Below are 15,197 nucleotides of genomic sequence, written 5' to 3'. Positions count from 1 at the left end.
AATAAATTAAAACAACATGGAATAGGATTCCTCAAGGTAAGGTGATAATTACTGAAGAAATAAATGTCACACTTCAATGGTAAAGAACTCTTTTAACTGATTATAGAATTTCAAAACCTCTATAAAAATAAATGGGATGTACGCCTAGTTAAAACTAGGTGCAATCTCTGTTTCACATTGGTGGCTCAGGCCTAAAACGTATTCTTTTATATTTGCTAAGTGATCTTCTGCTTCTCTATCGGTCTCGATACCATTATCCCTCAACACATAATAGATAATAAGGCAATTATAGTTATCATCTATAAACTCTACCGTCTCCGTACTTGTTGATAGTATGGTTTCACAATCAGAATCACTTACCGCTCTATTAAGAACCTCTTCAAATTCTCTGACCCTATTGGATACTCCTTCATTGTCACATGTTGTCAGTGATGATTCTTCTTCTTGACTACAAGAGTGCAAAAAGCAGCAAATACACAACAATGTTAGGATATTGATAATATATCTTGTCATAATACTTTGATTCTTCTACTATAACGACAAATAAAAAAATACTTAGAACAAAAATTTAGAATTAATTAAGAGGGATAAAACCTCTTTAATATTCTTTTGATCATTGAACGTTATTGTTTCTGTCAAACTTTAAGTCGAATAGAACCGCTTATCTTTTTTATAAATAAATACCTAATCTTTTTTCTATTATGGTCTAATCGTTATTTCTTTTAACTATTTTTAATCTCAAATAACTGACTGGTTTACAGTATATTTAAAAAGTAATGTCTTAATAAATGATTTTAAAAAAAACTCAAACGTATTTGTATCGTTTAGTTTTACTCAACATAACTACATTAAATAACATGACAAAAGTACTAAAATTCGCTTTATTTATAATAAGCATCGGTTCATTAATCAGTTGTGCAACATCAAAACAACCTAATTTATCTACTAAAACTTTAATTATAGGCAGTAAAAAAGTGGATTGCACAGGTGTTGGTCCTCAAAAATGCTATCAGATCAAAGAAGACGGAGCAGAAGAGTGGAGCAATTTCTATGGTACAATAGAAGGCTTTGAATATAAAGAAGGATATGAATACCAAATAGAAGTGGCAATGACTGAAGTTGAAAACCCTCCTGCAGATGCTTCTTCCCTAAAATATAAACTTGTAAAAGTATTGAAAGAAAAACAGGATCCATATATGACACTTGAAGGAACATGGGTCATTGAAAACTTAGAAGGAAAAACGACAGATCCTTTAAAAACATATATTGCTTTTGACCCTGCCACGGGGAGAATTTCAGGATATGCCGGTTGTAACGGTTTAGGTGGATCAATGAAGTATGATGCTGAAGCAGATACTTTGAGTGCCGGTCCATTTATGTCAACGATGATGTACTGTGAAGAAGTGGCTGAACATGAGCGTGCCCTTGGTAAAGTATTGGAGCAGTTCAACAAGTTTAAAGTTGAAGGTGAAGTACTGACATTATTCAAAAATGATGAAGTGCTTGTAACCGCTAAAAAAGGGGAAAATCATAGAGATTTATTTAGAAATTGGGAAGTAACTCAAATCGAAGGCGTTGCTGATTTAGGTGGTAACATACCCAATTTCTTTTTATCGAAAGATCTTGAAGCCAATGGTACTGGCAGCTGTAATAATTTCAAAGGGAAATTTGAGCTAGATGCCTATTCTACAAAAATAAAAATTGGTCCTTTGGCAGCGACTAGAATGATGTGTCCTGAAAATGATGTTGAAGGAGCATTCTTCATGCAAGTGGATAAAGTTGACCGTTACGAAGTAAAGGATAAAGAACTTTATTTATACAGCGGTGATCAATTGCTGATCAAAGCCAAACGAAAATAATGCAATAGAATGGTACTTGGTCATTAGACACAAGTACACGGACTCAAAATCCAAATCAATACTATTTTATCATTAAGCTAAAAACCCTGATGTTTTACATCAGGGTTTATTTTTTTCCTTTCAAGGATGTTATTGTGCTTTTACTTCTGATCAAAGACAATAATAGGTTCTACCAAAAAACAACATTAACAGGTAATGGCACTTCCACCTCGTCTTTATATTCTAACATTCCTGTCTTTTTATTTCTTTTTAATAAAACTACATTATTAGATTGCTGATTCGATACCACTACAAAGTCTTGTTTTGGGCTAATACTAAAATCTCTTGGTGAATCACCGTGAGTAGGAACAAAACCTAAGTTTTTCAACTTACCTGTTTTCTGATCAATTCTATATACCACTATGCTATTATGACCTCTGTTAGACGCGTACAAGAATTTACCATCTTTTGAAACTTTGATGGCCGCACATGTATTTAACTTGCTTTTATCAAAATCCGATGGAAGAGTAGAAATTTCTTCTTTCAATTCATAACCACTTTCAGACATTGCATAAGCAGATACTGAACAAGACAGTTCATTAAGTACATAAAGGAACTTCCCTCCTTTTGACCATACCAAATGACGAGGACCGCCGCCAGGTGTAATTGCTATTGAATTCGTCTCTTCTAGTGCTCCATTTACTACTTTATACTCATGTACTTTATCACTACCCAAATCCACTGTATATACTCTTTCCTTTTGAGCTACATAATTTGAAAAGTGAGCGTGCGCTGCTTCTTGTCTGTTTGTTCTTGGACCTTTTCCTTCGTACTGAACTAAAGAGGACTTCTCCTCTAAAACTCCATCTTTAATTTTAAAAACGCCCACATTTCCTCCAGAGTAATTGGCTACAAAAACGTTATTTTGATCATCAAGTGATACATGACAAGGGTGAGCTCCTCCACTATTCACCTGATTTACAAAAGTAAGATTTCCAGAAGCCTTATCCACTTTGAATAAACTCACTTGTCCATCCTTACCTGGTAGTTTATTGTCAGAATTTTCATTGACAGCAACTACATATTGATGGTCTTTTGAAAAAGCCAGATAGGAAGGCTGATCCGATTTAGCGGCAACACCATCCAAAATCAGTTTGTTGTTTTTTACATCAATATGCATTTTATAAATTCCTTCCGATTTAGTGCTAGTATAGGTTCCTACATAAAAATTATTTTGTGAAAAGATTGGGGTAGAAAGTAAGTATGCTAAAAAAGTTATCAATAATTTTTTCATCTCTTTATTTATTTTATTTAAGGCTCCAAAGTACAAAAAATGTAATATTTATTTACTTTTATTTCTATAAACAACCATCATTTATAGATAGAAAAAGAATAATGGAGAAGATTAAAATTACGATTGAATATTGTACACTATGTCAGTGGACACCTAGAGCAGTTTGGCTTCAACAAGAATTACTGTATACTTTTAATAACGAAATAGAAGAAATCAGTTTAAGACCTACTAACGGTGGTGTCTTTAAAATCTATGTCAATGAACAGCAAGTTTGGGATAGAAAAGAGCAAGGTTTTCCGGAGCCTAAAAAAGTCAAACAAACCATCCGTAATTTAATCGATCCTGAAAGATCACTAGGGCACACGGACAAATAAATGAATGATTTCTATTGAAATACGAATTGCATTCGTTATTTTTTGGGAACCAAACCAATAAATAAACACTTATGCAACACCCTATGACTCATAGAGGTTTTTCTGCACCTCACTATGATGCTATCATCATTGGAGGCGGAATTACAGGTGCTTCCATTGCTTATGAATTAAGTCTAAAAGGAGCATCTGTTGCCTTGTTAGAAAAAAGTGATTTTGGTAGTGGTACTTCCGCTGCCACTTCCAAGCTGATTCATGGAGGTTTACGTTACCTCAAAAACTTAGAAATAGGTCTTGTTCGAGAATCGTTAAAAGAAAGACGCTACCTGTCGGACATTGCCCCTAATTTTGTAAGACCAATCCCCTTTATGCTTCCTTTTTATTCTTTGAAAGACCAATTGATGCTCAAAGCAGGTATGGAAGCGTATGATTATCTATCCTATGATAAGAAGAATACAAAATTAAAAGAGAATGCCCTTCCTAACTACCAAACGTTAAGTCGAAGAAAAACCATTATAAGAGAGAAAACAATTCTAGAAGAAGGGCTGCTAGGAAGCTATGTCTATTACGATTGTCAAAATGCTTATGCGGAAAGATTAACGTTGGCTTTTATTAAATCTGCCATGTTTCATGGTGCTGAAGTTTGTAATTATTGCAAAGTTACAGACTTCAAAGTGATCAATAATACAGTGAAGGGTATTGAAGGCATCGATCTGATTCATAATAAAAAAGTACAACTCAACGGAACCGTGATCATCAATTGTGCTGGTGCTTGGACGGATTCCATTTTACAACTTGAAAATTCTCCCAAAAGACCCTCCACTCCTTTAAGATCTGAAGGTATTCATATTGTCACTCCTTCTCTAGGAAATAAACATGCTGTTGCTTTAGTAACACCAAAGGGAAGACACATCATGTTACTGCCGTGGAGGGGGCACACCATTATTGGAACTACTGATAAGCCCTACAGAGGTAAAGTTGAAGATTGGAAGGTAACTCAAGAGAGTATTGATGAGCTCATCAGTGAAGTCAATACTTGCTATGGAAGTGATATCCTCAAAAAAGAAGACGTCACATATTATTATGGTGGTTTAAGACCTTTGGTTGATCAAACCACAGAAAACACTTATAATCAATCCAGAAAGCATGAAATACTAGATCACTCTTCAGAAGGTTTCAAAAATCTATGGACAGTGGAAGGTGGAAAATATACTACTTCAAGGCATTTAGCGGAACTGTTAGGTGAAAAGATCTCTTCACTGATTTCATTAAACAAAAAGCCTGAACAGACCGCAAAACAACCTCTTTTTGGATGTGGTATATTACAAATTGAAAATTACAAAAAGTACTTAATGGAGGAATTTCCGAAAGCATCGCATCAACAGATTGACACTTTGGTCAATATGTATGGTGATGAAGCCAAAGAAATTCTTGAAAGTCATTTTAATTCTATTACTGAAACGCTTTCTGATGAAGGAGAGGTCGTAGCTCAGATTTATTATGCTATTGATCATGAAATGGCGTTCACTCTGGAAGATCTTTTTTTAAGAAGAACAGGGCTTGGTACTTTACATCAACCCTCTGAAGCTTTGATTCAAAAAATTAGTTTAATTTTAAAGAAAAAATTGAATTACAGCGACGAACAATTAATTCAACAAAAAGAAAACTTATTAAACCATTATCAATTGATTCGAAATCTAGACAAAAGAAATGAAAACATTGCTTAAAAACACTTACAGACAAATTCTTAAATGGGGTGATCCTAATTATAACGAAGAGCTTACTGATGATGTCAAGAAAACGATTCAAGAACTTGTCGGTATTCCTATTTCTGAGGTGAATTTACCCACATTTTTACCTGGAGAAAAAGAGGTTACAATTGAAAAGGAAATTCAATTAGCACCAAAATATGTGAAGGAATTTACAGAAATTGTTGGAGCTGAAAATATTAAGACTTCAGATTTTGATAGAGCAAAACATGCTGCTGGTAAGTTCTACGGTGAACTCATGGAGTTAAGGCAGGGTAAAGTAACCGCTCCGCCTGACATAGTAGTAAGCCCCAATGATGAATCACAAGTTGATTTGATTGTTCAGAAATGTAATGAATGGAAAATAGCCATTTGTCCACAAGGACTAAGATCGTCAGTAACAAAAGGGATTGGTCTTCCTGATGGTGGAATTGCGCTGGACTTGACCAAACATCTGAACCAAATTATACAATTGGATGAGGAAAGTCTTACCGTCACTGCACAAGCGGGGATTAGTGGCCCAGCCCTCGAAAAGTTTTTAAATCAAAAAGGATATACTTGCGGGCATTTCCCTCAATCATTCGAGTTCTCTACTTTAGGTGGATGGATCGCAGCAAAAGGTGCAGGACAATGTTCTACAGGTTATGGTAAAATTGAAGATATGGTTTTAAGTATAAAAGCCATTACACCTACGGGAATTATTGAAAATGAGAGCTACCCTAAAGCTGCACAAGGTTGGGAAATTATGCCTTTATTTATTGGTGCAGAAGGCACACTTGGCGTGATTACACAAGCTACAATCAAAATCAGAAAGTTTGAGCTCAAAAACCGTAGAAATGCATGTATCATTTTCAAAGACTTTGAAAATGCACAAGAGGCAATGAAAGCTTGTATTCAAGGTCAATTTGGATTACCTCATTTGTTCCGTATTTCTGATCATGAAGAAACGGAAGTTGCCTTTAGAATGAAAGGTTTTGAAGGAACGTTTTCAGATAAAGCACTGCAAGCTATAGGCTATAAACCAAATAGCAGGTCTTTAATGTTTATCTCAGTTGAAGGTGATAAGGACTACACTTCATTTGTAGTGGACAAGATAAAATCTACAGCCAAGAAGTTTGGAGGAAGATCTATTGGCAGTCGTCCTACAAAAAATTGGCTTTCACAACGCTTCCATTCTGCCTACATGCGAGAACCTTTAATGGACCTTGGGTTGATGACTGATACAATTGAAACGTCAGTGCTTTGGAAAGATCTGAAAAAGCTTTGGAAAAATGTTCGTACCTATGTAAAATCAAGACCTAAAACCGTATGTATGTGCCATATTTCACATGTTTATGAAAACGGTGCGAATCTCTATTTTACATTTATTTCTCCAACGGATAAAAGTGCACCTTTAGAAGATTACCAACAATTTCATGAAGGTTTAGTGAACACGATTTTGTCCAATAATGGTTCACTTTCTCATCATCACGGAATTGGCAGGGCACTATCACCTTGGTTGAAAGAAAAAGTAGGAGAAAACAATCATAACTTAATGAAAAACATTAAAAGTATCATTGATCCTAACGGCATTATGAATCCTGGGAGTGTGTTGAACTAAAAGCTCACAACATCAAACACTTATAATGTAATTCAAAAATAAAACCTCATCCTTAAACAGAATGAGGTTTTATTATAAAAGCCTTATTCAGTGACCTTTACCTTCTTGTACAATAATAAGAAGAACAAGAAAATCACAACGCATTGAAATGTTATGTAGAAAAGATTTGTTTTTACATCGAACATATAACGCAGTGCTTGAGGTGCAATAATTAGCCCCAATAACAATAATAGCCTTTTGTCGTTCATTTCCGATTAGTTTTTAATGAAAGTAATAATTTAGTTTTTGTCTTGTAGAAGTTTACGTCAGCGAATGTAAGTTTTTAATCAAATATTAACTAAATAACAATAGAATATTAACAATATTATCCTATAAAAACTACAAATATTTCAATTAGATTTCTCCAAGATTAAAAAATTAGCAAAAAAAATACGGCTAAAGAATAAATCGTTAGCCGTATCTTTTCTCATCTATCTAAAAGTGAACTACTTAGAGAGATTAATATCAGCAATACTTTGTATTCTGTTCCTTTCTAAGAAGGCATCAATCGTCTCGAAATGTTCAATCACTCTTTGTTCCTTAAATTCGAATACTTTTTCTGATAAACCTTGTAGGAAATCTCTATCATGAGAGACTAATATTAAAGTTCCATCAAAATCTTTTAATGCTTCTTTTAAAACATCTTTTGATTTTAGATCAAGGTGATTGGTTGGTTCATCGAGAATAAGAAGGTTTACAGGCTCCAATAATAATTTCACCATGGCCAAACGTGTCTTTTCACCACCAGAAAGCACTCCCACTTTTTTATCTACATCTTCACCACCAAACATAAATTGACCTAGGATGTTGTTGATATGCTTTCGGATATCTCCTTTTGCCACTTCATCAACCGTTTGGAAAATGGTTAATTTTGGATCTAATAAAGAGGCCTGATTCTGAGCAAAATAACCCACCTTGACATTATGTCCCAGTTCCGCTTCTCCAGCATCAACACCAATTTCTTTTAAAATGGATTTGAGCATTGTTGACTTACCTTCACCGTTTCTCCCAACAAAAGCAACCTTCTCTCCTCTTCGGATCGACATGTTAGCATCTTTGAAAATTACTTTATCGTCATAAGATTTTGAAACATCAGTAACTGTCACTGCAATCTCTCCTGATCTTGGTGCAGGAGGAAATTTCAGTTTCAATGCAGATGTATCTACCTCATCCACCTCTATGATTTCCAACTTCTCCAACATTCTTTCTCTTGAATTCACTTGGTTCGTTTTGGAATAAGTACCTCTGAATCTTTCAATAAATTGCTTCGTTTCGGCGATGAACTTCTGCTGTTCCTGATAAGCTTTTAATTGCTGAGCTCTACGATCTTCTCTTAATTCCAAATAGTGAGAATAATTGGCTTTATAATCATAAATACGTCCCATTGTCACCTCAATAGTACGGTTTGTGATATTATCAATAAAAGCTCTATCGTGAGAAATCACCATTACAGCATTGGCTTTGTTGACCAAGAAGTCCTCAAGCCAAATCACTGATTCAATATCAATATGGTTGGTAGGCTCATCCAGTAAAATCAGATCGGGCTTTTGCAATAAGATTTTTGCCAATTCAATACGCATTCTCCATCCACCACTAAACTCACTCGTCTGACGTTGGAAGTCGTCTTGCTTAAAGCCTAGACCTTTTAAAGCCTTTTCAACTTCAGCGTCATAATTTATCTCTTCAATTGCGTAGTATTTTTCACTCAAATCCGTCACACGTTCGATGATTTTCATGTACTCATCGCTCTCATAATCTGTACGTGTTTCCAGTTGCTTATTGAGTCCCTCCATTTCATCTCTCATCTCAAAAATGTGTTGAAATGCTTTAGAGGCCTCTTCAAATACAGTGCAGTTATCCTCAGTTAATAAATGTTGGGGCAAATAGGCAATAACCGCTTCTTTTGGAGCCGTCACTTGTCCTTTAGTAGCTTTTTGAACACCCGCTACTATTTTCATCATTGTCGATTTTCCAGCACCATTTTTCCCCATCAGGGCAATTTTATCAGTGGGGTTAATCACAAAGTTTACATCACTAAAAAGTGTCTGGCCGCTAAATTCAACGGCTAAATTATCAACTGAAATCATAGTCTATTATTTAATGAAGCAAAGATAATGTTTCAATCGGATAGAAATCAGAAGTTGTCAAATAATTTTGTCAAACGAGAAATCGTAATTGTCTTTAGGCGAAAGTAAACTCAAATTAAATCATGACTAAAAAACTCTATTTTGCAATCTTTCTTCTTGTTACACTTCTAACAGGATCATGTGATATTTTCAACAAATGTGAAGATGTTGCTTGTTTTACTCCCCCTCAACCATTCAATTTTCAATTAATTGATGCGGATAGTAATGAGGACCTATTTATCAATGGTACTTATGACCCACAACTTTTCTCTGTAGAAACAAATGACGACTTAGAATTCAATGGAGAAAACCTCACTGACCGATATATTATTACAACAGGCGACATTGGATGGAAAACTCAGAAAGTGTCCTTCAAATTTTTATATGACGGGGAGACGTTATGCACGATCACGGTGGATGCTGAACGAAAAAGTGGCGATTGTTGCTCCTATACAGAAATCAATGATTTTAATGTAGAAGGGGTTAATTACGAACTAATAAGGAGTAAGGATATTTACCAATTAAAAATCCCAATTGTTCAATAACTGAATTCATAAGGTTGTAAGAAGGCTTGATTGATGTAAACTAATCGAGCCTTTTTTATTATTTATCAAATTAACAACTTCCATATTAGGTTAATTTTTAAAGATAAAATTAATTAAATCACCCCTAAAAAGTTCCCTTAAACAAGGTTTAATTTAAGAAATAAATAAATCACATTTTTGTAAAAACTTATTACAAAAAATTATGGTAATTTAATTTCAAATTCAACTCAAAATTAACTATTATTACTTTATAATATTTCTAAGTACTCTATCAAAATTACCTTTTACTACTTCTAATCCTTTTTCGTTATTACTGTCTTTCAAAAACCTTAATAAAACCAACATTGATACGGCTTTTGAAGCATTTTAATCCTAAAAAGTAATGAAGAACTTTTGATTTGGTACTTCATAAAATTCATCCCTATCCCTTATTACAATATGAATGAAATCGAGCAAATTGTTTTAAATGCAATCAAAAAAGATAAAGACTACTTGAATGCTTTAAGGAAACAATTAAAAGATACCAATCCTTTCACTGTAGCGGTAAAAATGCAAGATGATCTAAGAAATGTTGATCAGCATAGATCCCTTTATGATACGATTTTAGAGCAAGTTGATTTATATAAAATCGCCAACTCATTAAACCAAAAAAGACCTTACAATAAGAAAGGTGCAAAGGAATAAGACCTAACCCAAAAACCATTATTGCTGTTTTTTATTTATAAATTCCTTCTATTGAAATAAAATGATTAGAAAAATTACTATCCTTGGAGCACTCCTATCAATGCTTTTTGCTGGGTGCTCTACATCACACGACAAAGAAGAAAAGAAAGTGAAAAAATTATTGGGGGAATCCCAATCCACCGAGAAAATTGAAGACCACAAAATCATCATCTATCAAATGATGACCCGCCTTTTTGGTAATACAAATAACACCAATAAGCCTTGGGGCACACTTGATGATAATGGCATAGGTAAGTTTAATGATATTAATGACGCAGCCTTACAAGGTATCAAAGAGTTGGGAACTACTCACGTTTGGTATACTGGCGTAATTGAGCACGCGGTGATCACTGATTATCGAAAGTTCGGTATTCCTTTAGATGATGCTGATGTGGTAAAAGGTCGTGCGGGTTCTCCGTATGCCATCAAAGATTATTATGATGTCAACCCTGATTTGGCGGTAAATGTCGACCAAAGAGTGGAAGAGTTCGAAGCACTGATCAAGAGAACACATGACAATGGTCTAAAAGTAATCATTGACTTTGTTCCCAATCACGTTGCCCGAAAATATCATTCAGATAAAAAACCTAAAGGAGTTGAAGATTTTGGAGCCTCAGACAACGTTAAAACGGGTTTTGATGCTAACAATAACTTCTATTATATTCCAGGAAAGCCATTTGTTATACCTGAGGGATACCAACCTCTTGGAGGAGATAAATTCCCTACATCAGATGGAAAATTTAAGGAAGTACCTGCGAAAGTATCGGGAAATGGTGCTGTTACATTTGCTCCAACTGTCAATGATTGGTTTGAAACGGTTCGTTTGAATTATGGAGTAAATCATATTTCTGGAAATGGTGAAAAAGTATTTGATATCGATGGTGATGTTCCTTCTACTTGGAAGAAAACATTGGCTGTTTTAACCTACTGGACAGAAAAAGGTGTGGATGGCTTTAGATGTGATATGGCTGAAATGGTACCTGTTGAATATTGGAATTGGATGATTCCTAAAATCAAAAAAATCAATCCTAAAATACGTTTTATTGCTGAGGTTTATAACCCAACAGAATACAAGAATTACATCTTCAATGGTAAGTTTGATTACCTCTATGACAAAGTAGGTGTATATGATTCACTGAGAGCAGTGATGGAAGACAGAAACGGTTCGTCATTGTCTAATCTTACAAAAGTTTGGAAAGATATGGATGGCTTTAATAATCATATGTTACGTTTCTTAGAAAACCATGATGAGCAAAGAATCGCTTCCAAAGAATTTGCCGGCGACCCTGCTTTGGGTATTCCTGGTATGGCTGTAAGTGCGGCTTTAGGAAGTGGTCCTGTAATGGTTTACTTTGGACAAGAAGTTGGTGAACCTGCTATTGGAGCTTCTGGTTTCAGTGGTGATGATGGTAGATCAACAATTTTCGATTATTGGGGAATTCCTGAACATCAAAAATGGGTAAATGGTCACAAATATGATGGAGATCTTTTAAGTGATAACCAAAAAACACTTAGAAATGACTATAAAAATTTACTGAAAGCTGCGAAGGGTTCTGAAGCAATTCGTAAAGGCCATTTGATCGATTTACAACAGTTTAACCGTACAAATTCTCAGTATAATGTGGATAAAACTTATAGTTTTATTCGTTACACAAATACTGACAAAGTTTTGGTTGTTGCCAATTTTGAAAACAGAGACATTACTACAGAGGTGATAATACCAAATGAAGTATTGACCTTAATTGGAATCAATGAGAAAAAAATCAATGCAAAAGATTTGATTACGGGTGATTCAATTGAGATTGATTTTGATAAAGCCAACGAAAGAGGTTTAAGTATTCCTATTAAAAAATATGGTGCTTTATACCTCTCATTCTAAGAGAAGTGCTAAGTCAAAAATAGATCATCTTGAATTCTAATTAATTTTTTGTCTTAGTACTTATAGATTTAGTACAAAATCATCTCAACATAAGATAAATTCAAAAAAAGGGAGTGATTTCTACTTATTTGGTAGATTTCACTCCTTTTTGTATGAAAAATAGTAATGTTTTTTTCATTCTATAGAAAGAGTTTTAATTTTGATTTTCAAATTTCAAATCGCGTAACTGCGTAACAATAAAACTATCTGTTAGATGAAAGTTGCCATTTTAAAATACAATGCGGGAAATGTACAATCAGTACGCTATGCATTGCAACGTTTAGGGATTGATCCCATCTTGACAGACAATGCTGAAGAGTTGAAAAGTGCCGACAAGGTGATTTTTCCTGGAGTTGGAGAAGCAAAATCAGCAATGGACTATCTTAAGGCACGTCAATTAGATCAATTGATCAAAGATTTAAAACAACCTACACTAGGGGTTTGCCTTGGTCTACAGTTAATGTGTAAGCATTCGGAAGAAAGAGATACGGATTGTCTTGGGATTTTTGATGTAAATGTCAAAAAATTTGAAAGCGAAACACTAAAAGTTCCTCACATGGGATGGAATAATATTCATGATTTAAAAACACCATTGTATGACGGAATCAGCAATGATGATTATGTTTATTATGTACATAGCTATTTTGCTGAATTGTGTGAAAATACAATTGCAGTAACAGATTATGTCAATCCTTATAGTGCTTCATTACATAAAGACAACTTCTACGCGGCACAGTTTCACCCTGAAAAAAGTGGTGATGTAGGACAAAAAATTATAGAGAACTTTCTAACAAAAATCTAATATGTCTACGAAAATAGATATCATTCCAGCAATTGACTTGATTGATGGTAAATGTGTACGTCTCTCTCAAGGCGACTATAATCAAAAGAAAATTTATGCTGACGATCCGTTGGTTATCGCAAAACAATTTGAGGATGCGGGAATCAAAAGATTGCATTTGGTAGACTTGGATGGTGCTAAGGCAAAACAAGTAGTCAATTATGGAGTGTTGGAAAGAATTACGAAAAACACTTCACTAGTGGTTGACTTCGGTGGCGGAATCCAATCAGATGAAGATTTAGAGAAAGTTTTTGATCATGGTGCTGCAATGGTAACATGTGGAAGTATTGCCGTAAAGGAAGTTGAAAAATTTACTTCTTGGATTGGTAAATTCGGAAACGATAAAATCATTTTAGCGGCAGATGCTAAAAATAAAATGATTGCTGTTAGTGGATGGCAAGAGGATTCTAAACTACCTTTGTTTGAATACTTGAAAGACTATACAGAGAAAGGTATTACAAAAGTACTTTGTACTGACATCTCAAAGGATGGAATGATGCAAGGTCCTAACACTGAGTTGTATGGTGAAATCATGAAAGACTTCCCTCATATCGAATTAATTGCGAGTGGCGGTGTAAGCAAGTTTGATGATTTGATTGCTTTAGAAGAAGCTGGCATTCCTTCGGTTGTAGTTGGAAAGGCTATTTATGAGAATACAATCTCAATTGAAGATATATATCAACACATGTCTAAATAAATGGGTAAGAAATGAGTATTGAAACCTTAGTTTTTGAACAATTTAGTGAATACAAAGGTCAGATTGATCATTTCATCACCACAAGAAATGGAGGGGTTAGTGCCCCTCCTTTTGCTTCTTTGAACCTTGGCAATATGCTTCATGATGATCATGAGGCTGTTCTTAAAAACAGAGTAATTATCAAAGACACTTTAGGCTGTCAACGCCTTTTCATTGCCGACCAAAAACACACTAACAAAGTCTACTCCATCACAAAAGATAATGTGGAGCAATACCTGAAAATGGAAAACCCATTTCCTGATTCTGATGGTATGTTGACCAATGTAAAAAATATTGGACTACTGACTTTAGCCGCTGATTGCACTCCTATTCTATTATTTGATCCTATAAAAAAAGTAATTGGTGCGGTGCATTCTGGATGGAAAGGAACTGTATTAAAAATTCTGACAAAAGCGGTAGAGCAAATGGTTTCTGATTTTGATTCTGAGGTAAAAGATATCAAAGTCTCTTTCGGCCCATTTATCAAAGAAGCCAACTATGAAATTGGAAAGGATGTAATCATCCAATATGAAGAAGCTTTTCCAAATGATAGAGATAAAATTCTACTACCCCACCCCAATCCTGAAAAAGCCTACCTTAATATCACAGAAGCTCAAAAATCACAATGTAGTGCTTTAGGCATTCTTGAGGAAAACATTGAATTTCTTCCTTTTGACACGTATACGGATGAACGATTTTTCTCTGCTCGAAAAGCATCTCCTGGGCAAACGGGAAGGTTTGGTGGAGCGATTGTGCTTCGATAAATTCGCAATAAAAACTCCAACTCAGGAATAACGCCCAAATTTATATTCTAATCCTCCAACTGGCACAAGTGTTAAGCCGGAGGCGTCACTTGTGTCTATATTTGGAAGGAGTCTGTTGACTCCCTACACCACAAATTAATGGTCAATAGTTACTGATAAAAGGATTTATAAAATTTGTTTAGTTGATTCGGAAGTCTGGAGACTTTTCCGATTGTTAGATACAAGTGACACCTATCGACTTAACACTTCGAACAGTGTAAAGAGGAGCCCGCTATAGCTAAAAATAATCCTATTAAAATAATCGTTTTTTAAGACAGTATCTTAGTACAGTGGGGATGAATCTAATTCATGTTTTATACTACTAATTTTGTTACTCAAAAGAACAGCACCGACTTCTTCATTTTCTAACAATTCATCATAATAATCATAAACAATTTTCTTGATATATGGATACTCTTCAAAAGCAACAATTCTAATAACTTTCAATAATTCAAACATCCAAATACCCCCAAAAGGTTTCTTCATGCGTTCAAGAAGGTCACTTTTATTATTAATTGGATAAATGTTATTTAAATAACTGATCTTTCGCTCTCTTAAAATTTGCGAATAGTTAAAATATTAATAAGTAGATGCTAAATTAAGTTGTTCTCAGAC

Annotated in this window: 14 protein-coding genes; 10 read left to right on the top strand and 4 right to left on the bottom strand. The window is 34.5% G+C overall.

What is annotated here, in order from left to right; all coding sequences use genetic code 11:
- Positions 1-144: 144 nt before the first annotated feature.
- Entirely contained in the window at positions 145-513 is a 369-nt protein-coding gene (locus IC221_RS03180; protein WP_188167574.1) for a hypothetical protein, read from the bottom strand.
- A gap of 344 nt (positions 514-857) precedes the next feature.
- Between IC221_RS03180 and IC221_RS03175 the strand changes: the two genes are divergently transcribed.
- Positions 858-1,859: an META domain-containing protein gene (locus IC221_RS03175; protein WP_223241277.1), complete on the top strand. Its 1,002-nt coding sequence runs from the start codon at positions 858-860 to the stop codon at positions 1,857-1,859.
- Between the two features lie 169 nt (positions 1,860-2,028).
- On the opposite strand, the gene IC221_RS03170 is transcribed toward IC221_RS03175, so the two are convergent.
- Positions 2,029-3,132, bottom strand: coding sequence for a lactonase family protein (locus IC221_RS03170; RefSeq protein ID WP_188167572.1), 1,104 nt, complete (start codon positions 3,130-3,132; stop codon positions 2,029-2,031).
- Between the two features lie 101 nt (positions 3,133-3,233).
- Between IC221_RS03170 and IC221_RS03165 the strand changes: the two genes are divergently transcribed.
- From IC221_RS03165 to IC221_RS03155, 3 genes are all read left to right on the top strand, one after another.
- Positions 3,234-3,506 carry a SelT/SelW/SelH family protein gene (locus IC221_RS03165; protein ID WP_188167571.1) on the top strand — a complete coding sequence of 91 codons (273 nt, stop codon included), beginning with the start codon at positions 3,234-3,236 and terminating at the stop codon, positions 3,504-3,506.
- A 71-nt stretch (positions 3,507-3,577) separates the two neighbouring features.
- Complete coding sequence (locus tag IC221_RS03160) at positions 3,578-5,230, top strand: glycerol-3-phosphate dehydrogenase/oxidase (protein WP_188167570.1); 1,653 nt, start codon at positions 3,578-3,580, stop codon at positions 5,228-5,230.
- Positions 5,214-6,851: an FAD-binding oxidoreductase gene (locus IC221_RS03155; RefSeq protein ID WP_188167569.1), complete on the top strand. Its 1,638-nt coding sequence runs from the start codon at positions 5,214-5,216 to the stop codon at positions 6,849-6,851. The genes IC221_RS03160 and IC221_RS03155 overlap by 17 nt, the downstream gene beginning before the upstream one ends.
- 485 nt (positions 6,852-7,336) lie before the next feature.
- Here the strand turns inward: IC221_RS03155 and IC221_RS03150 are convergent, their stop codons facing one another.
- Positions 7,337-8,977 carry an ABC-F family ATP-binding cassette domain-containing protein gene (locus tag IC221_RS03150; protein WP_044204084.1) on the bottom strand — a complete coding sequence of 547 codons (1,641 nt, stop codon included), beginning with the start codon at positions 8,975-8,977 and terminating at the stop codon, positions 7,337-7,339.
- 122 nt (positions 8,978-9,099) lie between these two features.
- Here IC221_RS03150 and IC221_RS03145 point away from each other — a divergent pair, with 122 nt between their 5' ends.
- From IC221_RS03145 to pgeF, 6 genes are all read left to right on the top strand, one after another.
- The gene (locus tag IC221_RS03145; protein WP_188167568.1) at positions 9,100-9,561 is read left to right on the top strand and encodes a hypothetical protein; all 462 of its coding nucleotides are present in this window, start codon (positions 9,100-9,102) and stop codon (positions 9,559-9,561) included.
- 438 nt (positions 9,562-9,999) lie between these two features.
- Positions 10,000-10,245, top strand: a complete 246-nt coding sequence (locus IC221_RS03140; protein WP_188167567.1) for a hypothetical protein — start codon at positions 10,000-10,002, stop codon at positions 10,243-10,245.
- Positions 10,246-10,306: 61 nt separating this feature from the next.
- Positions 10,307-12,163: an alpha-amylase family protein gene (locus tag IC221_RS03135; protein ID WP_188167566.1), complete on the top strand. Its 1,857-nt coding sequence runs from the start codon at positions 10,307-10,309 to the stop codon at positions 12,161-12,163.
- A gap of 253 nt (positions 12,164-12,416) precedes the next feature.
- On the top strand, positions 12,417-13,004 hold the full coding sequence (gene hisH / locus IC221_RS03130) for an imidazole glycerol phosphate synthase subunit HisH (protein ID WP_188167565.1): 588 nt from the start codon (positions 12,417-12,419) through the stop codon (positions 13,002-13,004).
- Between the two features lies 1 nt (position 13,005).
- Positions 13,006-13,740 carry a 1-(5-phosphoribosyl)-5-[(5-phosphoribosylamino)methylideneamino]imidazole-4-carboxamide isomerase gene (hisA, locus tag IC221_RS03125; protein WP_188167564.1) on the top strand — a complete coding sequence of 245 codons (735 nt, stop codon included), beginning with the start codon at positions 13,006-13,008 and terminating at the stop codon, positions 13,738-13,740.
- A gap of 11 nt (positions 13,741-13,751) precedes the next feature.
- Positions 13,752-14,543 carry a peptidoglycan editing factor PgeF gene (gene pgeF, locus IC221_RS03120; protein WP_188167563.1) on the top strand — a complete coding sequence of 264 codons (792 nt, stop codon included), beginning with the start codon at positions 13,752-13,754 and terminating at the stop codon, positions 14,541-14,543.
- A 321-nt stretch (positions 14,544-14,864) separates the two neighbouring features.
- Here pgeF and IC221_RS03115 read toward each other — a convergent pair whose 3' ends face one another.
- Positions 14,865-15,068 (bottom strand): hypothetical protein, encoded by a 204-nt coding sequence (locus IC221_RS03115; protein ID WP_188167562.1) that lies wholly within the window; start codon positions 15,066-15,068, stop codon positions 14,865-14,867.
- Positions 15,069-15,197 lie beyond the last annotated feature (129 nt).

Source organism: Flammeovirga sp. EKP202 (genome assembly GCF_014534745.1).
Classification (GTDB): Bacteria; Bacteroidota; Bacteroidia; order Cytophagales; family Flammeovirgaceae; genus Flammeovirga.
The sequence above is the reverse complement of the archived record's forward strand: the minus strand, read 5'-3'. Positions and strand labels throughout refer to the sequence as shown.